Raw genomic sequence first — 23975 nt, 5'->3', positions numbered from 1 at the left:
CGTTTCGTCTGGTTAACTCTCCCCCACCTTTAACCAAACACTTTCAACGTTTGCTTCTCACTCTCGAGCCAGAGGGTCACTTCAACGTCCTCTGCTCTTTTCAACAAGGAGGCACTATGATCACTCATATCAGCCCTGCCGGTAGCATGGATTTACTCTCTCAACTTGAGGTTGAGCGTCTTAAGAAAACCGCGTCTAGTGATCTATACCAACTGTATCGTAACTGTACGTTAGCGGTACTCAACTCAGGTAGCCACACCGACAACTCCAAAGAGCTACTCGACAAGTATCAATCGTTTGATGTTGAGGTAGTGCGACGTGAGCGTGGTATCAAACTCGAGCTGAGCAACCCACCAGAGCATGCCTTTGTCGATGGTGAGATCATCAAGGGTATCCAAGAACACCTATTTTCAGTGCTGCGTGACATTGTTTACGTCAACATGCACCTCGCAGATAACCAAAGGCTCAACCTGACTAATGCCACTCACATTACCAACCTCGTATTTGGTATTCTGAGGAATGCAGGCGCACTTACGCCGGGCATCGAGCCTAACCTGATTGTATGTTGGGGTGGTCACTCTATTAATGCCAGCGAATACCAATACACTCGTGAAGTCGGTAATGAGCTCGGCCTCCGTGAACTGAATATCTGTACCGGTTGTGGACCGGGTGCAATGGAAGGCCCAATGAAAGGGGCTGCCATTGGTCACGCGAAGCAGCGTTACACCGATCATCGTTATCTTGGGCTTACCGAGCCTTCGATCATTGCGGCTGAGCCACCAAACCCAATCGTCAACGAACTGGTGATCATGCCAGATATTGAGAAGCGTCTTGAGGCGTTTGTTCGTATGGCACATGGCATCATCATTTTCCCAGGCGGCCCCGGCACGGCCGAAGAGCTGCTGTACATCTTAGGGATCATGATGCACCCGAATAACGCCGAACAGCCAATGCCGATTGTGTTAACGGGCTCGAAAGAGAGTGAGGCTTACTTCCGCTCAATCGATAAGTTCATTGGGGAAACTCTAGGGCCTGATGCTCAGAAACATTACGAGATCGTGATTGATGACCCAGCACGCGCTGCGAAAATCATGAAACAAGCGATGCCAGATGTGCGTTCTCACCGTAAAGAGACCGGTGATGCCTACAGCTACAACTGGTCACTGCATATTGAGCCTGAGTTCCAACTGCCATTCGACCCAACACACGAATCTATGGCGGCGCTTGATCTTCATATGGACCAAAAAACAGAAAGCCTAGCCGCTAATTTACGTAAAGCGTTCTCAGGCATTGTGGCTGGTAACGTCAAAGCAGAGGGTATTCTGGAGATCGAGAAGCACGGCCCATTCCTAATTGATGGCGACAAAGAGCTAATGACCAAGATGGACCAACTGCTGAATGACTTTGTTGAGCAACATCGAATGAAGTTACCGGGAGGGACCGACTACGTGCCTTGCTATAAAATCGCCTCACGTGATTAAGGCGTTTACGTTACCAACGTTTCAACTCACCAAGTGATACGTTACTATAAGGGGCTAGCAGCCCCTTTTTTATTGCCTATTTAGTGGAAACTTATGTCTATCCATCTTGTTATTATCGATGCCTTAAACCTCATCCGACGCGTGCACTCTGTTCAGCCGGATCCAACCGATATAGCAAGAACCATTACCACCACAATTCGCACTCTCAATAAGATTCTGAATGAATCAAAGCCCACCCACATCATCGCGGTATTTGATCACCATTTACAAGACCGTGGCTGGCGCGCAGATGTGCTTCCTGCTTATAAGCAGAATCGTAAACCCATGCCAGAACCATTGATGAAAGGCCTTGATGCTATTCAACAAGCTTGGTGGGAGTTAGGCATTGATTCACTGCTGTCTGATGGCGATGAAGCGGATGATCTCGTCGCAACACTGGCAAAGAAAGTGGCTGACCACGGAGAAACCGTCACCATCGTCTCGACGGATAAGGGCTACTGCCAACTGTTGTCACCAACGCTTCAGATCCGAGATTACTTCCAGCACCGCTGGTTAGATAAACCCTTTATCGAAGCTGAGTTTGGCGTTAAACCTGAACAACTGGCGGATTACTGGGGATTAACGGGCGTAAGCTCAAGCCAAGTACCGGGCATCCCAGGTATCGGGCCAAAAGCAGCCAAAGAGATATTGACCACTTACCCAGATATCGAAGCGGCCTATCAAGCAGAAGATCTGCCGAAAAAATATCGTAAGAAGTTCGACGAACACATCGAATCCGCTCGTGTATGTAAGCAAGTATCGGCACTCAAAACCGATATTGATTTAGGGTTCAACCTGCAAGATATTCGTTACGAAGCAAACGCTTAAGTCGCTGTGACTCGATAATATTGATACAAAAAATGCCCCTTAAAGGAGCATTTTTTATCACTGACACACTAACGTAAATATTAGTGCGGTGAGATGTTTGAAAGCGCCTGAATGTGGACCGTGATCTCTTCGCGATCGTGGTAAAGGTGCTTAGCCTGCATCTTGAACTTCACTTTGTTCTCAATCAGGAACACTTTTAGGTTCTCGATATCTTGCAGTACTTCATCGTAACGGCCTTTCATAGGCAGTTTAAGGTTGAACAGTGCTTCTTTCGCCCAGCCTTTGATGATCCACTCACCCATAAGGTGAGCAACACGAGCTGGCTTCTCAACCATGTCACAGATAATCCAAGTTACGTTCTTACGGTCTGGTTCAAACTTAAAGCCATCCACCATGTGGTGCTTAATTTGACCTGTTTCCATTAGGCTGTCTGCCATCATGCCGTTATCAACACAGTGAACGAACATCGAGCGCTTAACCAATTGGTAAGTCCAACCACCTGGACATGCACCTAAATCAACACCCCACATACCAGGAGCCAAACGCTCGTCCCACTCATCACGAGGGATGAATACGTGGAATGCTTCTTCTAGCTTCAATGTAGAACGGCTTGGCGCATCTGATGGGAACTTCAGACGAGGGATACCCATAAAGAACTGGGAGTTGTTCGTTGGGTAAGAGTAACCAACAAAACAGTGGCCCGGAGCGATGAAGCATAAATGAAGCACAGGCTTCTTAGCGTTATCTTTCGCTGTCATCAGGCCTTTACCACGCATCGCTTGACGCATCGGCACGGTAAATTTACGGCAGAACTTCAAAAGCTCTTTTGCTTCGTTAGTATCTGGCGTTTCAATACGGATATCACCACAACGAGGGAAACCTTCTTTCTCAGAAAGCGCCTCAAGAATTGGAGAAATACGGTCATCGGTTGGCAGGTCTTTAATTTCAACAGCCACTGCCAACATTTGACGAGCAAAGATCAGTGATTGGAAATCGATCTCTTTGATCAACTTGTCCGCTTCACCTGCTTGGTAACATTCAAACAATACAAAACCTGTATTGTTCTTTAGGCGAGGAAAACCAAACACTTCCAGTTGTGTTGCCTTGTCTTGAATTTCGCCAGCACATTCTTTTTCAAAACCAGAGCGACAATAAAGTAGTACGTGTTTCACTGAGTTACCTCTTTTATATTCAAAGCAGCGAAGGAGAAGACTCCCCAACCAATGATAAATAGTAGACCACCAAACGGAGTGATAGGGCCAAACCATTTTATTCCTGTCAGTGCCAAGCCATAAAGGCTGCCACTAAAACAAAGGATGCCGATGATAAAGCAAATTGCCGCAATGAAAAAATATTTTTGTGATTTAGCGCCAAGTTTCATCTGCAGCAGAGCGCCACACGCCAATATCGCTAGAGTATGGATAAATTGGTACTGAACACCCGTCTCAAACACGCCTAGCAGATATTCAGACAAGATAGCTTTCAAACCGTGAGCTGCAAATGCGCCAAGCATCACAGCAACCGCACCAGAGATGCCAGCAAACGTGAGTAAATACTTACTTCTCATTGAGTACCTCTTTGATAAACGCTGATAACTTCTCAACGGTTAACGCAATATTCTGCTGCTCGGTGTAACCAGAACTCTTACGAGGTTTAAAGCTGTGGTCGCCATCGGGAATAAATTCAACACGAATAGAATCAGACAGATCAAAATCAGCAAACTCTTCACGCTTACCAAAGGTATCGCGCTCACCTTGTAAAATGAGGCATGGCTTTGCTAACTCAGCCAGATGCTCACCTTTGTATTTCTCGGGTTTACCTGGTGGGTGGAAAGGAAAGCCTAAACACGCCATTGCGGCCACCTTATCAAGTTCAGACAAATGGCTCGCCATACGCCCTCCCATCGACTTACCACCAATCACAAGCTTACCGGCATCAACCTGCTCAATAATCTCTTGATAGGCTTCAAGTAGCTTAGGCGCTCTGTCAGGTGGACGACGCTTACCATCTTCAGCACGTTTAATCATGTAAGGGAAGTTGAAACGAATCACTCGTATCCCTTTAAAGGCTAACCCTTTGGCTACCGACTGCATGAACTCATGCTCCATGCCTGCGCCAGCACCATGGGCAAAGATAAAGGTGATGGGATTGTCTTCACCATCAATGATGACGTTATTCATCGAGTAAGTCCTCTTGTTCACTTTGCGCTTTCGCTAGCATCCAGTCGCGGAAGGTAGCAATACGACCCATGTCGGCTTGTTTCTCATGACAAACCACATAGAAGGCGTTCTTACTCACCAACACTTCATCAAAAGGCGCAATCAAACGACCCGCTTCGATTTCAGGCTGCGCCAACACGTTGTTACCCAGAGCAATGCCCTGGCCGTGAGCCGCTGCCTGCAGCACCATGGTTGAGTGACTGAAGATAGGGCCGTGATTAACGTTTACCCCATCGATGCCATTTTGCTTAGCGAACTGTTTCCAATCCTTTCGAGAAGTATCATGCAATAGCGTATGACATGCTAAATCACTGAGAGATTCTAATGGTTTTACTCCTAGCAGCACGGAAGGTGAGCAAAGAGGGATCAAGTATTCTTGGTAAAGCTTATCGGCTCTAAGCCCCGACCAATTACCTCGGCCATAATAGATAGCGACGTCTACATCATCGGTTAGCGAGCCTTCATCCATATCAACGGCTTTGATTCTTACATCAATATCAGGCTCTTGCTGATTAAAGTCAGCGAGCCTTGGTACCAACCATTGAATAGCAAAACTCGGCGGTAAACTGATGGTCAATGCGCCCTTCTCACTTCGCTCCAGCACTTTGTCTGTCGCTTCTGCTAGTGATGTGAAAATATCTTTGATATCTAAGAAGTAGCTTTGACCTTCTTCAGTTAGCAGCAAAGAGCGGTTTCTTCGGCGAAACAGCTTCAAAGATAAGAATTCTTCAAGCGCTTTGATCTGATGACTGACTGCCGCTTGAGTAACAAACAACTCTTCTGCAGCACGCGTAAAACTCAAGTGTCGAGCTGCAGCTTCAAACACTCTTAGCGAGTTTAATGGGGGTAATCGACGAGACATAGTTACTCTCTAAATAAGCATTAGTTTTTTTTATCTGAAACATTATAATTTGTCCATTGCCTAGCAGCCAGAGAAATTCTATATTTCATCCCGCAGCAGCTAGCCTGAACGGCTTGATTCTCTCTAGAATCAATTGGCTTAGCTCCTGCGATGTTGTGTTTGCAAACTCGTTCTTTTCGAGTTGGGTAGAGTTCTACCAAATGTTTTGTTGCAGTTTATACTGAAACGAGGCATGTACTTCCTGTATTTATTTTGACCTGTCTGTCAAATTTGTTTACACCGCCTTATGGGCGGTGTTTTTTTATGTGCAAAGAAATGTAACAACAAGTTTATCAATAGCTGTGCTAATTAATCTTTATTATTTTTCATCGCCAATCACAGAATCAGACACCCACTCAAATAATCAACTGAACACATACAAATAGCACCATTGAGTTGCACTAAAAAGTAACAGAATACTTCAAGATACTCACACTTCTTCGGTACTTATAAACCCGTTTAGAACACACTCTTTCTATCAATCAAAAATTTCAAAGCTGAGCATGACGATAGCACGCCCAAACTCACGCCTCTGTCTGACTACTGTAAATCATTCACAATAGAAAATAAAAAAGCCGCTTACTTTTCAGTAAACGGCTTTGCAAAATGATTAACGCTTGGTCAACACACCACTATGGGCGGTAAACCTTAACGTTATGGAAGCCCTGCTCTTGTAGGTAAAGTGCCTGTAGACGGCTCATTACACCACGGTCACAGTACAGCAAGTACTCTTTCGCTTGGTCTAGGTCGCCAAACTGAGTCGAAAGCTTGAAGAATGGGATGTGTTTAATTTCAACACCCTCGATCTCTAATGGGCTTTCGTCTTCTTCTTCTGGGCTACGGATATCAAGAACGATAGCGTGCTCAGCAACAGCTTGAACTTGTTCAACTTCAGGCGCTTGCTCTTGGCTCTCTTTCTCGATGTCACGGATATCCATAACACGAGCGTTCTCGATCACTTGATCCAGCACTTCAAAGTTAAACTTAGCTTCTTCTGCTTCCAGTTTGCCTTTCTTCGCTTTCACTGTTGGCTTCTTAGAAATAACACCACAGTACTCAGGCATTACCTTAGCGAAGTCTTCAGTACCGATGATACGAGAAAGGTCGATGATGTCTTCTTTATCCCAGTTGATAAGCGGACGAAGAATCAAAGTATCTGTCACGTTGTCGATGTGACGCAGGTTAGTTAGCGTTTGGCTTGATACCTGACCTAGTGCTTCACCAGTAACCAACGCTTCGATCTTGAACTTGTCTGCAACCATACCACCAGCACGCATGAACATACGCTTAAGAACAACGCCCATTTGGCCGTCTTCTACGTTCTCAAGGATTTCAGCAACCACAGGTTCAAAGTCTACAGAAATGAACTTCACCTTTGCAGATGAGCCGTATTTATTCCATAGATAGTGAGCCACTTGTTTAACACCAATCTCGTGCGCTGGGCCACCAAGGTTGAAGAAACAGTAGTGAACCTTAGAGCCGCGTTTGATGTGCAGGTAACTTGAAACACCAGAATCAAAGCCGCCAGAGATCAAGCTCAGTAGATCTTCTTGAGTACCAAGAGGGAAGCCACCGAGGCCTTTGTGACGAGCTAGAACTTGGTTTAGCTTGTCGTTAGCCACTTCAACCTTAACGGTTACATCAGGGTTCTTAAGTCGAACTTTCGCTGACTCAACTGCTTGGTTTAGACCGCCGCCTACGTAGCGCTCAAGTTCAATAGAGGTAAAGTCATGCTTACCACGACGCTTAGCACGTACAGAGAAAGTCTTGCCTTCAATGTCAGCACGGCTGCGTTCTAGTACTTGCTCGTAAATATCGTGCAAGTCTTTGAATTCAGACTGTTGAACTTCAAGAGAGTGGTGAATACCTGGAGTGTGAGTCAGAGCCTCTAACACTTCTGCGTAGTACTGGTCACTCTCAGACGTCACTTCAATATGATCGCGACGGTTGAATACCGCAACACTTTCACAGCGACGTTGAATAACGTTACGAATGTTGCACTCTAGAATCCTTGTGAAGCGCTTACGCACCGATTCACTTTTTACAAAAATTTCCGGATGGGGCTTAACAATAAATTTCATAGTACTTTCACAACATTAATGTTCAAAATTTTGAAAACGCTCATCGCCAAGTAAATTAGAGAATTTACACAGCACTTGAAGCAAGAATAGATCATATCTAAATCTAAGGGCGCGAATTATACATGAGAAAGTGAAGCAAGGAAAAGAGTGCTTGCTGTAACACCATCATTAAACCGCTTGTTATTAACAGTAGCAGGTTTCGAAACGACATAAATGCCGCAGAGAGAACCATTGAAGACCAGCAAACAAAAAGCCCAACCTCATTATAAGGTTGGGCTTTCGATGCTATCTGCATGCTACCGTGTGTACACGTATCGGCTATTCATTAATAACAGGCACTTCGTCACTGTAAAGCGGCTCGCCCTGCATGATGCTGATTTCAACGCGGCGGTTGAGGCTACGTTGCCATTCAGTATCGTTCGGCTCGACTGGCTCGGTATCCGCCATGCCGCGTACTCTCAAGCGTTGATGAGAGAAACCACGCACCTTTTCCATCTCTTGAGCAACAGACACTGCTCGCTGTGATGACAAGTCCCAATTAGAGCGATAAAGCTCGGAATCAAGACGTTGATTATCGGTGTGCCCTGAGATTCGAACGATACCCGGAACATCTTTCACCAACTCAGCAACCTGTCTCACCAAAGGTCGGAACTTAGGCTGTAGGAAAGCAGAACCCGATGGGAATGCACCCTTCTCACGAATTCGAATCACAATCTGCTGGCCAAGGTTTTCAACTTCAATCGCGCCTTGGTCTATCTCTCGCTCCAACGCCTTCTTGATGCTTTCCATCAAGGTTTCCATCTCTTGCGATTGAGCTTCAGCTTGTTGTTGCTGTTGGTCTGACTCAGAGTTTTGATTGTCGTGAGTCGAAACCTCTGGCGACTTGCCTCCGGTCATCTTGCCTTGATCACGCATGGTACCGCCAGCACGCTCAGATTCACCTTCATGAAATTCCAGCGTCTGCTGAGTGATATCTATCGTTTGCTGCATGATCACATCAATCGGTGTCGGCTCTGGACGACCAGGTCGAAACTCTTGTGCAATGATGCTGGTGCCTTTAGGAATGTCTTTCACTTCCAAGCGGTTTTGTACACCAAACGCAAATTTCATCGAGCCAGCGATCTGTTTGAACTTCAGTACGTCCATCTCAGAGAATGAGAGCAGCAGTACGAAGAAACACATCAGCAGTGACATCAAGTCAGCAAATGTCCCCATCCATTGAGGCAATCCCGGAGGAGGACATTTACATGGATTTTCTTCATCCATCTTCAACTCCTCTTACGCAGGTTCACCATCAATCGTACGCTTACCTTCGTTTAGGTAGCTCTTCAGGTAACCATCGATTACTCGTGGGTTCTGACCATCTTGAATCGCGAGTACGCCATCCATAACCAAACGACGGTTGAGTGTCTCTTGGTCACGACGCAGCGCAAGCTTGTCGGCAATTGGGAAGAACACCATGTTCGAAAGAATCGCACCATATAGGGTGGTTAAAAGTGCCACCGCCATCGCAGGGCCGATCGCTTTTGGATCATCCATGTTAGAAAGCATGGCAACCAAGCCAACCAAGGTACCAATCATACCCATCGCGGGTGCTACATCACCAAATGCAGAGAACACCTTCGCGCCCTGCTCATGACGCTCTGTGGTTAATGCGATGTCTTTTTGCAGTGCAGCACGAACTACATCTCCATCATGGCCATCCACCAAAAGATCGATGCCCTTTTGCATGAAACTGTTGTTAATTTCCATCTCTTCCAGTGCTAAAAAACCACCTTTACGAGCCGCATCAGCCATCTCTACAACTTTCGCAATAAGATCTTCAGGCTCATCCGCTTTAAACATAAAAGCTTTGCCGGCAATCTTAGTCGCGCCAAAGAACTGTCCCATGGTGAACTTCATCAGAACAACAAACGTTGAACCACCAACCACGATCAAAATGGATGTCGTGTCATAGAACATCCCGAGGCTTCCACCTAGGATCATTGCCATGATTACAAAGGCAAATCCACCAATCAAACCTATTAGGGTTGCTAAATCCACTGAGCACTCCTCATGCTTTTTTGTAGCTCTACGTCGACGATAATCTTTTTATCGGCCAGACTATAAGATCTTTTAGTAAATTCTTGGCTTAAGTATCACACTTTTCGTTTTTGAGTCACTACTATTCGCAGACTTTACCCCTATACGTAGCGCATAAACTCGATAAAGCTAAGGTTATTCAATCAAAGTGAGTTCAAGCCCCTTAAAAACGAACTTTCTAGCAAAATTCCTTTGTTACATTTGACCATATCAGCGGCCTAGGGTAACGTTCGTTCATCTTTCCAAACGCAGATTTATTATGGCTACTAAGAAACCTGAAAATATGAGCTTTGAAGCGGCAATCGAAGAGCTTGATGGCTTGGTTGATCAACTAGAAAATGGTGATCTAGCTTTAGATGATGCGCTGAAAAAATTCGAACGAGGTATCTCCCTCGCTCGAGCCGGTCAAAGTAAACTAAACGATGCAGAACAACGCGTTAGCATCTTACTGCAAAACGATCAAAATGCAGAACTTAGCGACTTTAACCCACAACCTGAATAACAAATTGTATGAGATCCCCTATGATCGAGACGTTATTGTCTTATCAAGCACGTAATAACGAGCAACTGAACCTTTGGCTTGATCGCCTGCCACACCAAAATCAAAATCTTATCAACGCAATGCGTTATGGATTGCTTTTAGGCGGCAAACGTGCGCGTCCATTTCTTGTCTACATTACAGGGGAAATGCTCGGGTGCACGGCTGAAGAGCTCGATACTCCAGCTTCTGCAATCGAATGTATTCATGCCTATTCTCTGATTCACGACGACCTTCCGGCGATGGATGACGATGAACTGCGCCGTGGTCATCAGACTTGTCACATCAAATTTGATGAAGCGACCGCTATTTTAACTGGCGATGCACTACAAACTCTCGCGTTTACTATACTTGCGGAAGGCACGTTAAGTGCTGATGGGGAAAGCAATCGCGTTCGAATGATTCAACGCTTAGCTGAAGCCTCTGGTGCTCAAGGTATGTGTATTGGTCAGGCGCTTGATATTGAAGCCGAAAACCGCGCTGTTACGCTAGAAGAATTAGAAGAAGTTCACCGAAATAAAACGGGCGCTTTAATGAAGAGTGCCATTCGATTAGGTGCACTCGCTGCTGGTGAAAAAGCGTTAGAAGTAATGCCTCAATTAGATAGGTACGCCGATGCCATCGGGTTAGCCTTCCAAGTTCAAGATGATATTTTGGATATCACCAGCGACACGGAAACTTTGGGTAAGCCACAGGGTTCTGACCAAGAATTAAACAAAAGCACCTACCCTTCTTTGTTAGGTTTAGAGGGCGCTCAAGAAAAAGCGCAAACTCTGCTACAGGAAGCGCTTCAAGCTTTGGCTGCAATCCCATACAATACCCAGTCACTCGAAGAGTTCGCCCGATACGTCATCGAGCGCAAGAACTAAGACAATAAGCGCGCATTACCTATGACTCTTGATATATCAAAGTACCCAACTCTTGCTTTGGCTGATAAGCCAGAGGATTTGCGTCTACTTCCGAAAGAGACGCTAACACAGCTTTGTGATGAATTACGCACCTATCTTCTTAACTCAGTGAGCCAGTCAAGTGGCCACTTAGCGTCAGGCTTAGGTACAGTAGAGCTAACAGTGGCTCTGCACTATGTGTATAACACTCCTTTTGACCAATTGGTTTGGGATGTTGGCCACCAAGCATACCCGCACAAAATTCTTACTGGTCGTCGCGACCGCTTGTCGACTATTCGTCAAAAAGATGGATTGCACCCATTCCCATGGCGACAAGAGAGCGAATACGACACCCTTTCTGTTGGTCACTCTTCAACATCGATCAGCGCCGGACTTGGTATGGCGATCAGTGCGAAGAAAGAAGGTAAGAATCGTAAAGTCGTGAGTGTGATTGGTGATGGCGCGATTACCGCAGGTATGGCTTTCGAAGCCATGAACCATGCGGGTGATATTCACAATGACATGTTGGTTATCCTTAATGATAACGAGATGTCGATCTCTGAAAATGTAGGAGCTCTAAACAACCACCTAGCTCAAGTTCTTTCTGGCAGTCTTTACACGTCAATTCGTGAGGGTGGCAAGAAAGTGCTATCAGGCGTTCCGCCGATAAAAGAGTTGGTCCGTCGTACAGAAGAACATCTAAAAGGTATGGTTGTCCCTGGCACTATGTTTGAAGAGTTAGGTTTCAACTACATTGGTCCAATTGATGGTCACGATGTCAATGAGTTGATTAAAACGCTCAAGAACATGCGAGATCTTAAAGGTCCTCAGTTCTTACATATCATGACGAAGAAAGGCAAAGGCTACGAGCCAGCTGAGAAAGATCCAATTGGTTATCACGGCGTACCTAAATTCGACCCTGCACATTCAAGTCTGCCGAAGAGCACCAGCTCTAAACCAACTTTCTCTAAGATTTTTGGCGATTTCTTGTGTGATATGGCGGCGCAAGATCCTAAGCTAATGGCGATCACGCCTGCAATGCGTGAAGGTTCTGGCATGGTGCGTTTCTCGAAAGAGTACCCAGAACAATACTTCGACGTAGCAATTGCTGAGCAGCATGCTGTGACCCTAGCAACGGGTATGGCGATTGCGGGTGATAAGCCGATTGTCGCTATCTACTCGACGTTCCTACAACGTGGCTACGATCAACTGATCCACGATGTGGCTATCATGGACTTACCGGTCATGTTCGCTATTGACCGTGCAGGTCTTGTCGGTGCTGATGGTCAAACACACCAAGGTGCGTTCGACTTAAGCTTTATGCGTTGTATTCCAAACATGGTGATCATGGCGCCAAGCGACGAAAACGAATGTCGCCAAATGCTTTACACTGGCCACCAGCATACAGGTCCAAGTGCCGTTCGTTACCCTCGCGGTAATGGTATGGGTACTGAGATACAAAATAAATTTACCGCGCTTGAGATTGGTAAAGGTCGTATCGTTCGCGAAAGCGAAAAAACAAAAGATGGCTCGAAAGTCGCTATCTTAAGCTTTGGTACTTTCCTTGAGAGTGCACTTCAAGCCGCTGACGTCATCGATGCGACAGTTGCAGATATGCGCTTTGTGAAACCACTCGATGAAGCTCTGATCAAACAACTTGCTGCTGACCACGATGTACTGGTAACTATCGAAGAGAATGCGATTGCAGGTGGTGCGGGCGCAGGTGTGATTGAGTTCTTGATGCAAGAGAAACTGCTGATGCCAGTATTGAACCTTGGCCTACCAGACAAGTTCATTGCTCAAGGTACGCAAGGCGAACTGCATGAAGAGCTTGGTTTGGACGCGAAAGGCATTGAGAAGTCTATCACTGACTATCTTGCCAAGTAGCTTTAATACGTAAGCTCGTAAGCTCCGCAAACAAAAAAGGTTGGCCCTAGGGTCAACCTTTTTAGTATCTGCTAATTAGTTTGGTGTATCGCCAACTAAACCTTAGCCCTTCAGTTAACTCACACTAACCAACCAGCGAAATGTGCCACGGCATACAACGAAATAGCCGCCATAATACCCGCTACAATATCGTCAATCATGATACCTAAACCGCCGTGAATTCGTGCATCTAACCAACCAATCGGCCATGGTTTCACCATGTCAAAGAAGCGGAAAAGCACAAAACCAGTCAGCAGCCACTTCCAGTCATCAGCAGGGATATTCAACATAGGCACTAAGCTCATGGTGATCCAAAAGCCCGCGAACTCATCCCAAACGATAGAACCGTGGTCATGCACGCCCATATCGTCAGACGTTACTTGGCAGATCTTAATACCAATAATGCAGCTTACCACCACCACGGCAACGTAAGCAGGAAACGGTAACTGAACCAACAATAGGTACAACGGAATTGACGCAAGCGTGCCCATTGTGCCGGGAATAATAGGCGATAAGCCACTGCCAAAACCCGTTGCTAAGAAATGCCAAGGGTTTTTAAGAGAAATAAGAGAAAGTGGGTTTGTCATCAATTAACCTTAAAGTGATCGTAACCAGTTAAGTTCCAGCTTAGTGGTTCACCATTATTGTGTAATTCAAAATATTCTACAGGTCTTATCTGGCCAATGCAGGTGACTTTTGTACCTGTGTGTGACAAAGCACTTTCCAACGACCCTTTATTCTCTTCTGGTACAGTAAAGCACAGCTCGTACTCTTCACCACTCGTTAGCGCATACTGCCGAGCTGAAATGATATCAGGAGCGAACTGACGTAATTCTGCAGAGATAGGCAGCGTGCTTACATCAATACTCGCGCCAACTTGAGAACGCTTAAGGATATGTTTTAAATCAGCAATAACACCATCAGAGATATCAATCGCAGATGAAGCAAGGTTCACTAGCGCCTGACCCGCTAACACTCGTGGAGTGCTCACATAATGTCTCTCTTCTAGCTCAGCAGCATAGGGCTTCGCTTTGTTCTGCTCTGGGTTAAGTAGCACCTCTAGGCCAGCTTTACTGTCACCTAGGTTACCTGTTACGTAAATCCAGTCACCCACTTTCGCGCCATCTCTGCGCAGCGCTCGTCCTTCAGGAACAAAGCCCTGTACCGTCAGTGTCAGGCTTAGTGGACCTTTGGTTGTGTCGCCACCAATTAACTGAATACCAAAGTAGTCTGCGAGTTTAAAAAAGGAGTCACAGAAGGGAGCAAGCCATGCTTCATCGATTTCAGGCATGGTTAAAGCAAAAGACACCCAAGCAGGCGTCGCGCCCATTGCAGCAAGGTCACTGATATTGGAAGCCAACGCTTTGTGTGCCACCCAAGCCGGATTCGCCTCAGCTAAGAAATGGGTACCAGCCACTAAGGTGTCCGTGCTGATCGCTATCTCAACATTGCCCGGCGCTTTGACCAAAGCACAATCATCGCCAGCAGCTAGAAGAACGTCTTTACGTTGTGGTTGTCGATTTACAAAATATTTTTCAATCAGGTTAAATTCGCCAGACATCACATGCCCTATCTTTAGTCTCATAAAAATCGCCGTAATCATGGATATTACAGAAATTTAGTTACAAAAAAGGCCAGCATAAAAGCTGACCTTTAGATTCAATATACGAACGTCTTATTTCTTACGAACGTGCGGTGCAGCTTTATCAAGCACACCGTTAACAAACTTATGGCTGTCTTCTGCTGCAAATACTTTTGCAAGCTCGATAGCTTCGTTGATAACCACTTTGTATGGTACATCTTCGCGACGAGTCATCTCGTACATAGCTAAACGTAGAAGCGCTAGTTCCATCAGATCCAGATCTTGCATAGGGCGAGATACGAATGGACGAAGCTTGCTATCAAGTTCCATGTGGCTAAGAGCAACACCAGTTAGTAGGTCGCGGAAGTATGCAACGTCTGTTTCTGGCATAGCAAGAGCAGGCTCTGCAGCATGATGCTCTTCTTCATCGTACTTACCACCAGATAAGAACTGTTCTTCAACGGTAGCAATATTTTCTTTAGTAATTTGCCAAGAATAAATTGCTTGTAGAGCAAATTGACGTGCGTTACGACGTGCGGCTGGTTTCACACTGGCCCCCATTAGGAATCGATTTCAGAAAGAACGTTGATCATCTCAAGTGCGCTAAGTGCTGCTTCTGCACCCTTATTACCAGCCTTGGTTCCTGCGCGTTCAATAGCTTGATCGATCGTATCAACAGTAAGAACACCAAACGCTACTGGAAGAGAATATTCCAGAGACACTTGTGCCAAACCTTTATTACATTCACTACAAACATAGTCAAAGTGAGGTGTACCGCCACGAATTACTGTACCAAGAGATACAATCGCATCGAACTTACCTGTTTTTGCAACGCGCTGCGCTACAAGTGGAAGTTCTACTGCACCAGGGCAACGAACAACAGTGATGTTGTCTTCGCTTACTTGTCCATGACGCTTTAAAGTATCGATTGCACCAGAAAGTAAACTTTCGTTAATAAAACTGTTGAAACGAGCAATAACGATAGCAATTTTTGCATTTGGCGCTGGGAAGCCACCCTCGATCACTTTCATAAGCCTTCCTTTAACTATTTTCATCAAGTGAGAATCGCCGGATTCTAGCACAAAACTGTGAGCAATATCTAATGGTAATTTAGAAGAACAGACACCGGCAATGTAAAGATGATAATGCAGCGCTGATCCCAAGCATATAGGAACAGCGAGTAACCAAGTTTGTGTGTTGAACACGTTTTGAGTCGGACTTGGCTACTTTGCTCTTTTGGCAAGATTTATCACCAAAAGAGCCACTGAAATCATCGGTAAATTATGTTGCTACAAACGGAGAAACGTCTGCTTGCTAACGCATGGTTTATTCGCAAACGTACTCAACAACGTTAAGGCCAAAACCACCCAATGCGTGGTAACGCTTAGTGCTTGAAGAAAGCAGACGCATATCGTGCACACCTAGATCTTGAAGAATCTGAGAACCGACACCAACACGACGCGAGGTACCCTGCTTCTTCGCCATAGTTGGCTGCTCGTTCTTGTCTTGCGCTTCGAATGTCTTCACTTTGTGAATCAAAGAATCAGACGACTCTTCGTTGCCAAGAATAACCAACACACCGCCTTCGTCGCCAATACGCTTCATCGCTTTATCTAGCGACCAGCTGCGTTCAGTACCACGGTCTGAATGAAGCAGATCGGTGAACGTGTCATGCAGGTGAACACGTACCAAAGGAGCACCTTCAGATAGGTCGCCTTTTTGCATCGCGTAGTGGATCTGGTTATCAATTGTATCGCGGTAAGTCACCAGCTCGAAATCACCAAACTCTGTTGGTAAATGGCATTGTGCTACACGCTCAATCGTTGTTTCTGTGTTGTTGCGGTATTCAATCAAGTCAGCAATCGTGCCTAGCTTGATGTCGTGTTTTTCAGCAAACACTTCAAGGTCAGGGCGACGAGCCATAGTACCGTCGTCGTTAAGGATCTCAACGATAACCGATGCTGGCTCGCAGCCTGCAAGACGTGCTAAATCACAACCTGCTTCTGTGTGTCCTGCGCGAGTCAGAACACCGCCATCTTGCGCTGTCAGTGGGAAAATATGACCAGGTTGAACAAGATCAGCCGCTTTCGCATCTTTCGCCACTGCCGCTTGAACCGTCACTGCACGGTCTGATGCAGAGATACCCGTTGTTACGCCCTCTGCCGCTTCAATCGAAACAGTAAAGTTAGTGGTGTACTGTGCGTTGTTATCTTGAACCATAGGCGCTAGACCCATGCGGTTTGAACGCTCTTTGGTTAGCGTCAGACAAATTAAACCACGGCCGTACATCGCCATGAAGTTAATCGCTTCTGGCGTCACATGTTCTGCTGCCATGATCAGATCGCCTTCATTTTCGCGATCTTCATCATCCATCAGGATAACCATTTTTCCTAGGCGAATGTCTTCAATAATTTCTTGAGGAGTACTAATTGGCATTGTTCTATATCCTTTGAAATGGTTCTGCTTCCTAGAACCGACACTATTTAAACCTGATGATATTGCTTCGCTTTACAAAGTCTCGCTTAACGCACTTTGTATCAACGGTTAGGCAAAACCATTCTGCTGTAAGAATTCCATCGTTAATCGAGATTCAGGCTCAGATTCTTGTTGCTGACCTTGCAGTAAACGCTCCATGTAACGTGCTAATACATCAACTTCTAGATTCACTTTACGACCGACATTGAATTGGTCGATGGTGGTTTCTGAAGAAGTATGAGGAACGATAGTCAGCTTGAATGCGTTCTTACGTAAATCGTTCACAGTCAGGCTAATGCCATCAACTGTTACTGAGCCTTTTTGAGCCACGTATTTTGAGATTTCTGCTGGCATTTCTACCCAGAATTCAATCGCACGGCCAACTTGGTTACGTTCAACAATCTCACCCACGCCATCAACGTGACCAGACACTATATGTCCACCGAAACGCGTGGTTGGTAACATTGCTTTCTCAAGGTTAACTTTATCGCCCGCTTGGTAATCGACAAAACCCGTTTTTTTCAGGGTCTCAAGCGAAAGATCTGCACTGTAGCTGTGGTCGTTATATTCAACAACTGTCAAACACACACCATTGGTAGCGATACTGTCGCCTAACTTAACGTCAGCCATATCAAGCTTACCAACATTAACCGTTACGGTGATGTCTTCTCCGCGGGGAGTGATTGCACTCAATGTACCTACGGCTTCTACAATTCCTGTAAACATTTTAAAACTCTTTTTGTTGTCAACGACACGTATGTAGTTGGAGTAACTATTTCCACTGTGGTTTCGTTACTATCTGTTTCGAAATACGGGTTTCGCAACGATACGAATATCCACACCAACCTGTCGAACATCTTTAATTTCTAGGTCAATAACGTCAGACATTGAAGTGAGCCCTAATGCACCCATCAAACCTCGTCCGTCACTGCCCATAAGTTTAGGTGCTAAATAAAGGATTAGCTCATCCACCAGCTGCTCTTCAATCAAGCTTTTTGCCAATGTTGCGCCCGCTTCGACCCAAATATGGTCGATATGATTGGCAGGTAATTGACGCATCAGATCGTGCAAATCGAGCTGACCTGCATCTGTGGTTGCGACTTCAATATCAGCAGATGCTTCGGCAACTCTCAACACCGATGTTGGAGTCTGGAATAACTTGAGTTCAGGACGCAGTTGGTTTTGACGATCAAGAATCACGCGAATCGGCTGACGCAGCTCGTCTTCAGCGTAATGACCTTTGATACTGCTTGGCAACTCTGCCCAACGAACATTCAACGACGCGTTGTCTTCAATCACCGTCTGGCTAGTTGACAACACAGCGCCTGATTTTGCTCGGTAGTTCTGAACATCACGACGTGCTTCTGGCGATGTGATCCACTGGCTTTGGCCATTTTCCAATGCCGTTTGCCCATCAAGGCTAGCGGCCATCTTTAACTGAACGAATGGCATGCCAGTTTGCATACGCTTGATAAATGCAGGGTTCAAGTCGAGAGCGTCTTGCTCTAGCAAACCGATTTCAACCTCAATACCCGCATCGCGTAGCATTTTGATACCACGACCTGCGACTTTTGGGTTTGGGTCCTGCATGGCACAAATCACTTTGGCTACTTGAGCCTTAATCAAACCTTCAGCACAAGGCGGCGTTCGACCGTAATGAGAACAAGGCTCTAGCGTGACATAAGCCGTCGCACCTTTTGCTTTGTCGCCTGCCATTCGCATGGCATGTACTTCAGCATGAGGTTCGCCAGCTTTGGCATGAAAACCTTCACCAACGATCTGACCGTCGGTTTGTACAATGACACAACCCACATTAGGGTTTGGCGCAGTAGTGTAAATGCCGCGTTTTGCTAACTGAATAGCACGCGACATCATTTGAAAATCTAGGGGAGTAAAGTTTGACATGATTGAGGAGTTAATCCTCTAATTTAGCGATTTCTTCGCCAAACTCTCGGATGTCTTCAAAGCTGCGGTAAACAGAGGCAAAACGAATGTACGCCACTTTATCCAATTCTTTCAATTGGCCCATCACAAGATTACCAATCATCTCGCTTGGTACTTCACGCTCACCAGTTGCACGGAGTTGTGACTTAATCGTACTGATCGCAAGTTCAATCGCGTCAGCACTCACTGGGCGTTTTTCTAGGGCGCGCTGTACACCACCCACCATTTTATCTTCATTAAATGGTTCGCGGTTTCCATTCGACTTTATGACTTTAGGCATCACAAGTTCTGCCGATTCGAACGTAGTAAAACGTTCACTACATGCAAGGCATTGACGGCGACGACGAACCTGATGGCCATCGGCTACCAGTCTTGAATCGATTACTTTAGTGTCGTTCTCTGAACAAAAAGGACAATGCATATCACCTCCAAATAATTGAATATCAGTGTAACGGAATTGCCAAACGTTAGGAAAGAAAAAGGGCCAATTAAGGCCCTTTTGTGTGGTGATTCATTGATTATTGCTACTCGACCGCCATTTCAAAAATGAGCTGAGGAGTAAAATTAACGACCAGCGTTAACCGCGGACTAAATAGTTCGCTTTACCTACCCATTTGTAGCTTGTCAGCTCTTCTAAGCCCATTGGGCCGCGAGCATGCAATTTCTGAGTAGACACGGCAACTTCAGCACCTAAACCAAACTGTGCTCCATCAGTGAAACGTGTTGATGCATTCACATAAACCGCTGCAGAACCAACAGAGTTAATGAAACGCTCTGAGCTCTCTAAGCTATTGGTCATGATCGCATCTGAATGACTCGCGTTGTGTACACGCATGTGGTCAATCGCTTCAGCCACATCCGCTACCACTTTCACGCCTAGCGTGTAGCTTAGCCATTCAGTGTCAAAGTCGCCTTCAACCGCATCACGTTGGTCTTCAAAACCCGCTAGCAGCGATTTTGCACTGGTATCAGCAACTAAGGTTACCTTGCCGGCTAAACGCTGTTTCAGCTTAGTTAGGAAAGCTTCAGCAACCGCTTCATGCACTAGCAGTGTATCTAACGAGTTACACGCCGATGGACGTTGAACTTTTGAGTTTTCGACCACATCGACAGATTTCTCAAGATCAGCGCTTTCATCAACGAAGATATGGCTGATACCAAAGCCGCCGATGATTACTGGGATGGTGCTGTTCTCTTTACACATCTTGTGCAGACCAGCGCCGCCACGAGGAATGATCATATCCACGTAGTCGTCCAGTTTAAGCAGTTGAGAAACGAGTTCACGATCAGGCTTCTCGATGTACTGAACAGAAGCCGCAGGAAGTTCCGCTTTCTCTAATGCAGACTGGATAACCTTAACCAGTTCCATGTTCGAGAAAAACGTCTCTTTACCACCACGTAGAATGCTTGCGTTACCTGTCTTCAGACACAGAGCTGCAATATCGATGGTTACGTTCGGACGCGCTTCATAGATAACACCCACCACACCAAGTGGCACGCGGCGGCGAGACAGTGACATACCGTTTTCTAGTACTTTGCTGTCAATTTCGCTGCCAACTGGGTCATTCAGGCTAATCACGTTACGAACATCGTTAGCGATACCGGTTAAGCGCTCTTCGTTAAGAAGTAGACGATCGAGCAGTGCGTCAGTTAAACCCGCTTCACGACCCAGTTCGATGTCTTTCGCGTTCGCTTCTAAAATCGTTGTTGCGTTTGCTTCTAGCTCATCAGCGATAATCGCCAATGCTTTATTCTTTTGCGCCGTAGATGCGGTCGCTAGGTGGAAAGCAGCGTCTTTTGCTGCGATACCCATGTTAGTTAAATCCACGTTTAACTCTCCCTAAATTCTGTCTGTCTTTGGATGCAAAAAGGTGATTCACCTTATCATCACGAGCTACTCTTGGATTATAACTAGGTCGTCACGGTGAATGACTTCTGACCCATAATCGTATCCAAGGATGTCGCCAATATCTTTACTGTGCTTGCCTGCAATTTTTGCTAGGTCTTGGCTTGAATAACTGGCGATACCACGCGCAATTACTTTGCCTTTGCTGTCTGTGACTTGGGTAACTTCACCACGAGAGAATTCGCCTTTAACTCGAACAACCCCTTTCGCCAACAAGCTGCTGCCTTTGGTGTTGACTGCGTTTACTGCGCCGTCGTCAACCACGATGTCACCTGCTGAAGCAGGGCCCGCTAAAATCCAGCGTTTACGGTTTTCAAGCGCTTCCGCTAAAGGCAAGAAACGTGTGCCTTGTGGGTTATCACTCAGTGAATCAAACACCACATTTTCAGCACTGCCCGCAGCAATAATCACTTCGATGCCTGCGCGACGAGCAATGTCAGCCGCCTGCAGTTTTGTCGCCATGCCGCCAGTACCCAACGTAGTACCGCTGCCACCTGCGATCTTACGCAGCGTGTCATCAATGGTTTTCACTTCTTTGATGAGCTCAGCATTTGGATCTTTACGAGGGTCAGCCGTAAACAGGCCTTTTTGGTCTGTTAGTAGCAAAAGCTTATCAGCACCGCACAAAATACCCACTAAGGCCGACAAGTTATCATTGTCGCCCACTTTAATTTCGTTGGTTGCTACTGCGTCGTTTTCGTTTACTACCGGAATAATATCGTGCTCAACCAGTGCGTTGATCGTGTCACGTGCATTAAGAAAACGCTCGCGATCATCGAGATCAGCACGAGTCAGTAGCATCTGGCCAATCTTAAGGCCATAGATAGCAAACAAAGACTCCCAAACTTGAATCAACTGACTTTGCCCAACTGCCGCAAGCAACTGTTTGCTCGCCATTGAGTTGGGAAGTGCGGGGTAACCTAGGTGCTCACGTCCTGCTGCAATTGCACCAGACGAAACCATAACCACAGAGTGGCCTTGTTTTTTTAATTCAGCACATTGACGAACCAGCTCAACCATATGAGCGCGGTCTAATGCCAATGTTCCACCAGTTAAGACACTGGTACCCAGTTTAACAACGACAGTTTTACGCTGTGTTGTTGTCCCGCTTTGATGATTTGTTGTCATGAAGTCTTTTATGGATAAAACAAATAAGAGGTGATGTTTTAGCAATCAAAAGGGGAATTCACAAGCAGAAAAGGTGCGAAATCGCACCTTTTTGCTTTATATAGAAGAGTAACCTTTAAAATTAGACGAATTCGACAGACTCTTCGTCTAATTGGATACTGATTTCAAACTTACTTTGAAGTTCATCAACCAGTTTCTTGTGGAAGGCTTCTTGAGTTCGAGAGACCTCAGCGACCGCCTTTTTAGGTAACGGCAAAGAATCCCAGTTACCATCGATGTTGTACTTGCCGATATTGTACTTCGCCGAATATCCCTCTTCCGACTTATCCAATTCCAGCCACCAGCCCCAGAACTCGCGTTCTTCTGGTGATTTTTTATCGTTCACACATACAGACAAGCAATCAAAGATATAGTGGCCTTCTTCTGATTGCGGTTCCCTTAAGTAAGGCCCGATCGCCTTTAAAACATTCAACAAGCGGTAATGCGTAGGTTGTTGTGTCACTTCTGACATATTGAATCTCCATTTTCAATGTTAAGAATGACGTTACTCAGACTGTTATACGTAGAAACAACGCATTTGGATTTTATAAATGACCTCTGAGTATCAGGTACTTAGTTTGTACATTTTTCATGCTTAACTAATTTAGGAGAAATGTCATCTAAATAATTCATCCTCAAGCCACTTTATCGCCAATTCGAGGGATTGCTCATAACCTTGTGTAATTGACTTAGCTTTGATTTTCTTCGCTTTTCCGTAATCACTGTAAATAGCAACCAGTTGATTATCCATTGGCGGTGAAACCGGGTCGCCTTCCAGAGCCAATGCCAAGATAGGAACACTGGTTTTACTGTTTGACAGCAAACCTTGTACCTTGAGTGACCACGCCATCAACTGCCCAGAAAGGCTATTGATATCGACCGCCCCTTTACCAAGGCGCGAAGCCAACACATCTAGATGCATTTTAGGCATCTGCTTAAGTTTGTCTGCATGAACAAAGATATCGTGAATTGGCGCGCCTAAAGAAATACACGCTTTAATCTTATGTTGCTCGAGGAAAGATAATCTCACCATCGCATTGCCACCGAAGCGGAAACCAAACAAGCCGACTTTGTGGTGATCGACCCATGGGATGTTAGGCAATTCATTCAGCACTGCTTGGTGAAGACAAGATGAGTCTTCTGTTAACGGCCAATGTGCACTGTGCCCTATTGATGGCATGTCTACCGTTAACATAGCAATGTTCTTAGGTGCTAAATAATCCCTAAACAGGCGCCACATATCGGTTTGCAAGCTATCTAGACCCGCGCTGACAATCACAACCGGTTGTGGTTTATCTGTCTTGGTTAGATGCAAGTTCGCTTTGATCTTCTTGTTTTGGTATGGAATATCAATCTGCTTGACGATCAACTTAGTGTGCTTGATCGCTTCAGAATACGCTGCGTTGGCCAACACTTGAGCCTGAGCTGCCAAGTTGTCGTTCTTGAGGTGTGGGTAACCCGCAATACTGAAGCACAACGATGCGGAAAATAGCTCTTCAGCCATCTCTTCACCATTCTTCTCATTAGAACGATTTTGATGCTGCATACCCAGCTTGGTCCATTCGTATGCCCAGTTACCACTTCGGTAACCCATGACCGTATCAAGCCACTCATCGGTTGTACGAGAGTTATCTGATGACGCGATGCGAGCCAATACCGCTTCCTGCTCTATTGGATTAACGCCTTGCCATACCCACTGAAGACGTCTTAGGTTTCGATACCATGATGAGTTTTGCTGTTCACGTTTCTCATCCAATAGCGCTTCAGAGCTTGGCATGTATTGTGTCAACATTGAGGTCTCTTTCGCTTGCTTGTGCTTTACAAACAAAGTTTCCGAAAGGTTCGAGCTCGTTTCTTCTGGTTCAGACATTGGGATACTTAATAAGAAATGGTTGTCACTAATAATATAAAAAAAAATG

General features: G+C 45.7%; 24 protein-coding genes. 5 read left to right on the top strand and 19 right to left on the bottom strand.

The window, feature by feature from the left end:
• Positions 1 to 116 precede the first annotated feature (116 nt).
• Complete coding sequence (gene ppnN, locus AB4138_RS08260) at positions 117 to 1481, top strand: nucleotide 5'-monophosphate nucleosidase PpnN (RefSeq protein WP_017070492.1); 1365 nt, start codon at positions 117 to 119, stop codon at positions 1479 to 1481.
• 93 nt (positions 1482 to 1574) lie between these two features.
• Complete coding sequence (gene xni / locus AB4138_RS08255; protein ID WP_017069498.1) at positions 1575 to 2348, top strand: flap endonuclease Xni; 774 nt, start codon at positions 1575 to 1577, stop codon at positions 2346 to 2348.
• Positions 2349 to 2428: 80 nt separating this feature from the next.
• On the opposite strand, the gene rlmM is transcribed toward xni, so the two are convergent.
• The 7 genes from rlmM to pomA all read right to left on the bottom strand — a co-directional run bounded on the left by rlmM (position 2429) and on the right by pomA (position 9592).
• Positions 2429 to 3520, bottom strand: coding sequence for a 23S rRNA (cytidine(2498)-2'-O)-methyltransferase RlmM (gene rlmM / locus AB4138_RS08250; protein ID WP_017070491.1), 1092 nt, complete (start codon positions 3518 to 3520; stop codon positions 2429 to 2431).
• Positions 3517 to 3915 (bottom strand): DUF423 domain-containing protein, encoded by a 399-nt coding sequence (locus AB4138_RS08245; RefSeq protein ID WP_102319950.1) that lies wholly within the window; start codon positions 3913 to 3915, stop codon positions 3517 to 3519. The genes rlmM and AB4138_RS08245 overlap by 4 nt, the downstream gene beginning before the upstream one ends.
• Positions 3905 to 4528: an alpha/beta fold hydrolase gene (locus AB4138_RS08240; protein ID WP_372137951.1), complete on the bottom strand. Its 624-nt coding sequence runs from the start codon at positions 4526 to 4528 to the stop codon at positions 3905 to 3907. The genes AB4138_RS08245 and AB4138_RS08240 overlap by 11 nt, the downstream gene beginning before the upstream one ends.
• Complete coding sequence (locus AB4138_RS08235; protein ID WP_012604639.1) at positions 4521 to 5429, bottom strand: transcriptional regulator GcvA; 909 nt, start codon at positions 5427 to 5429, stop codon at positions 4521 to 4523. Before AB4138_RS08235 ends, AB4138_RS08240 begins: the two co-directional genes overlap by 8 nt.
• Before the next feature lie 671 nt (positions 5430 to 6100).
• Complete coding sequence (gene thiI, locus AB4138_RS08230; protein ID WP_029235325.1) at positions 6101 to 7549, bottom strand: tRNA uracil 4-sulfurtransferase ThiI; 1449 nt, start codon at positions 7547 to 7549, stop codon at positions 6101 to 6103.
• Positions 7550 to 7867: 318 nt separating this feature from the next.
• Positions 7868 to 8815: a flagellar motor protein MotB gene (locus tag AB4138_RS08225; RefSeq protein WP_017060777.1), complete on the bottom strand. Its 948-nt coding sequence runs from the start codon at positions 8813 to 8815 to the stop codon at positions 7868 to 7870.
• Between the two features lie 12 nt (positions 8816 to 8827).
• Positions 8828 to 9592: a flagellar motor protein PomA gene (gene pomA, locus AB4138_RS08220; protein WP_017060778.1), complete on the bottom strand. Its 765-nt coding sequence runs from the start codon at positions 9590 to 9592 to the stop codon at positions 8828 to 8830.
• 298 nt (positions 9593 to 9890) lie between these two features.
• Here pomA and xseB point away from each other — a divergent pair, with 298 nt between their 5' ends.
• From xseB to dxs, 3 genes are read left to right on the top strand one after another with little or no spacing between them, the layout of a single operon-like run.
• Positions 9891 to 10133 (top strand): exodeoxyribonuclease VII small subunit, encoded by a 243-nt coding sequence (xseB, locus tag AB4138_RS08215; RefSeq protein WP_010436379.1) that lies wholly within the window; start codon positions 9891 to 9893, stop codon positions 10131 to 10133.
• A gap of 20 nt (positions 10134 to 10153) precedes the next feature.
• Positions 10154 to 11038, top strand: a complete 885-nt coding sequence (gene ispA, locus AB4138_RS08210) for a (2E,6E)-farnesyl diphosphate synthase (RefSeq protein WP_010436376.1) — start codon at positions 10154 to 10156, stop codon at positions 11036 to 11038.
• 21 nt (positions 11039 to 11059) lie between these two features.
• A complete protein-coding gene (dxs, locus tag AB4138_RS08205) occupies positions 11060 to 12943 on the top strand; it encodes a 1-deoxy-D-xylulose-5-phosphate synthase (RefSeq protein ID WP_372132575.1) in 1884 nt (627 codons plus the stop codon).
• A gap of 119 nt (positions 12944 to 13062) precedes the next feature.
• Here dxs and pgpA read toward each other — a convergent pair whose 3' ends face one another.
• From pgpA to frsA, 12 genes are all read right to left on the bottom strand, one after another.
• Complete coding sequence (gene pgpA / locus AB4138_RS08200; protein WP_017060782.1) at positions 13063 to 13569, bottom strand: phosphatidylglycerophosphatase A; 507 nt, start codon at positions 13567 to 13569, stop codon at positions 13063 to 13065.
• Entirely contained in the window at positions 13569 to 14543 is a 975-nt protein-coding gene (gene thiL / locus AB4138_RS08195) for a thiamine-phosphate kinase (protein WP_372125750.1), read from the bottom strand. Before thiL ends, pgpA begins: the two co-directional genes overlap by 1 nt.
• A 114-nt stretch (positions 14544 to 14657) precedes the next feature.
• Complete coding sequence (gene nusB, locus AB4138_RS08190; protein WP_004734399.1) at positions 14658 to 15125, bottom strand: transcription antitermination factor NusB; 468 nt, start codon at positions 15123 to 15125, stop codon at positions 14658 to 14660.
• Complete coding sequence (gene ribE / locus AB4138_RS08185; RefSeq protein ID WP_004741508.1) at positions 15125 to 15595, bottom strand: 6,7-dimethyl-8-ribityllumazine synthase; 471 nt, start codon at positions 15593 to 15595, stop codon at positions 15125 to 15127. The genes nusB and ribE overlap by 1 nt, the downstream gene beginning before the upstream one ends.
• A gap of 295 nt (positions 15596 to 15890) precedes the next feature.
• On the bottom strand, positions 15891 to 17000 hold the full coding sequence (gene ribBA, locus AB4138_RS08180; RefSeq protein ID WP_017060784.1) for a bifunctional 3,4-dihydroxy-2-butanone-4-phosphate synthase/GTP cyclohydrolase II: 1110 nt from the start codon (positions 16998 to 17000) through the stop codon (positions 15891 to 15893).
• 108 nt (positions 17001 to 17108) lie between these two features.
• The gene (locus AB4138_RS08175; protein WP_010436361.1) at positions 17109 to 17765 is read right to left on the bottom strand and encodes a riboflavin synthase; all 657 of its coding nucleotides are present in this window, start codon (positions 17763 to 17765) and stop codon (positions 17109 to 17111) included.
• 69 nt (positions 17766 to 17834) lie between these two features.
• Positions 17835 to 18914 (bottom strand): bifunctional diaminohydroxyphosphoribosylaminopyrimidine deaminase/5-amino-6-(5-phosphoribosylamino)uracil reductase RibD, encoded by a 1080-nt coding sequence (gene ribD / locus AB4138_RS08170; protein WP_017060785.1) that lies wholly within the window; start codon positions 18912 to 18914, stop codon positions 17835 to 17837.
• Between the two features lie 40 nt (positions 18915 to 18954).
• Positions 18955 to 19404 (bottom strand): transcriptional regulator NrdR, encoded by a 450-nt coding sequence (nrdR, locus tag AB4138_RS08165; RefSeq protein ID WP_004734394.1) that lies wholly within the window; start codon positions 19402 to 19404, stop codon positions 18955 to 18957.
• Between the two features lie 156 nt (positions 19405 to 19560).
• Positions 19561 to 20811, bottom strand: a complete 1251-nt coding sequence (locus AB4138_RS08160) for a glutamate-5-semialdehyde dehydrogenase (RefSeq protein ID WP_017060786.1) — start codon at positions 20809 to 20811, stop codon at positions 19561 to 19563.
• A 66-nt stretch (positions 20812 to 20877) separates the two neighbouring features.
• Entirely contained in the window at positions 20878 to 22062 is a 1185-nt protein-coding gene (proB, locus tag AB4138_RS08155; protein WP_372305604.1) for a glutamate 5-kinase, read from the bottom strand.
• A 76-nt stretch (positions 22063 to 22138) separates the two neighbouring features.
• Positions 22139 to 22528: a sigma factor-binding protein Crl gene (gene crl, locus AB4138_RS08150; protein WP_017060787.1), complete on the bottom strand. Its 390-nt coding sequence runs from the start codon at positions 22526 to 22528 to the stop codon at positions 22139 to 22141.
• A 144-nt stretch (positions 22529 to 22672) separates the two neighbouring features.
• Positions 22673 to 23926, bottom strand: a complete 1254-nt coding sequence (gene frsA / locus AB4138_RS08145; RefSeq protein WP_017060788.1) for an esterase FrsA — start codon at positions 23924 to 23926, stop codon at positions 22673 to 22675.
• Positions 23927 to 23975: the final 49 nt, after the last annotated feature.

This window comes from Vibrio sp. 10N.286.52.C3 (assembly GCF_041468865.1).
Classification (GTDB): Bacteria; Pseudomonadota; Gammaproteobacteria; order Enterobacterales; family Vibrionaceae; genus Vibrio; species Vibrio crassostreae_C.
Note: the sequence above shows the minus strand (reverse complement) of the source record. Positions and strands in the feature narration are given on the sequence as shown.

Excerpts from the sequence above, each read along its gene's own strand:
- frsA (WP_017060788.1), bottom strand. The coding sequence starts at position 23,926 with ATGTCTGAACCAGAAGAAACGAGCTCGAACCTTTCGGAAACTTTGTTT.
- AB4138_RS08240 (WP_372137951.1), bottom strand. The coding sequence starts at position 4,528 with ATGAATAACGTCATCATTGATGGTGAAGACAATCCCATCACCTTTATC.
- crl (WP_017060787.1), bottom strand. The coding sequence starts at position 22,528 with ATGTCAGAAGTGACACAACAACCTACGCATTACCGCTTGTTGAATGTT.
- xni (WP_017069498.1), top strand. The coding sequence starts at position 1,575 with ATGTCTATCCATCTTGTTATTATCGATGCCTTAAACCTCATCCGACGC.
- ribBA (WP_017060784.1), bottom strand. The coding sequence starts at position 17,000 with ATGCCAATTAGTACTCCTCAAGAAATTATTGAAGACATTCGCCTAGGA.
- AB4138_RS08235 (WP_012604639.1), bottom strand. The coding sequence starts at position 5,429 with ATGTCTCGTCGATTACCCCCATTAAACTCGCTAAGAGTGTTTGAAGCT.
- thiL (WP_372125750.1), bottom strand. The coding sequence starts at position 14,543 with ATGTCTGGCGAATTTAACCTGATTGAAAAATATTTTGTAAATCGACAA.
- thiI (WP_029235325.1), bottom strand. The coding sequence starts at position 7,549 with ATGAAATTTATTGTTAAGCCCCATCCGGAAATTTTTGTAAAAAGTGAA.
- pgpA (WP_017060782.1), bottom strand. The coding sequence starts at position 13,569 with ATGACAAACCCACTTTCTCTTATTTCTCTTAAAAACCCTTGGCATTTC.
- xseB (WP_010436379.1), top strand. The coding sequence starts at position 9,891 with ATGGCTACTAAGAAACCTGAAAATATGAGCTTTGAAGCGGCAATCGAA.
- dxs (WP_372132575.1), top strand. The coding sequence starts at position 11,060 with ATGACTCTTGATATATCAAAGTACCCAACTCTTGCTTTGGCTGATAAG.
- nrdR (WP_004734394.1), bottom strand. The coding sequence starts at position 19,404 with ATGCATTGTCCTTTTTGTTCAGAGAACGACACTAAAGTAATCGATTCA.
- ppnN (WP_017070492.1), top strand. The coding sequence starts at position 117 with ATGATCACTCATATCAGCCCTGCCGGTAGCATGGATTTACTCTCTCAA.
- AB4138_RS08225 (WP_017060777.1), bottom strand. The coding sequence starts at position 8,815 with ATGGATGAAGAAAATCCATGTAAATGTCCTCCTCCGGGATTGCCTCAA.
- ispA (WP_010436376.1), top strand. The coding sequence starts at position 10,154 with ATGATCGAGACGTTATTGTCTTATCAAGCACGTAATAACGAGCAACTG.
- AB4138_RS08175 (WP_010436361.1), bottom strand. The coding sequence starts at position 17,765 with ATGTTTACAGGAATTGTAGAAGCCGTAGGTACATTGAGTGCAATCACT.
- ribD (WP_017060785.1), bottom strand. The coding sequence starts at position 18,914 with ATGATGTCGCGTGCTATTCAGTTAGCAAAACGCGGCATTTACACTACT.
- nusB (WP_004734399.1), bottom strand. The coding sequence starts at position 15,125 with ATGGGGGCCAGTGTGAAACCAGCCGCACGTCGTAACGCACGTCAATTT.
- ribE (WP_004741508.1), bottom strand. The coding sequence starts at position 15,595 with ATGAAAGTGATCGAGGGTGGCTTCCCAGCGCCAAATGCAAAAATTGCT.
- AB4138_RS08245 (WP_102319950.1), bottom strand. The coding sequence starts at position 3,915 with ATGAGAAGTAAGTATTTACTCACGTTTGCTGGCATCTCTGGTGCGGTT.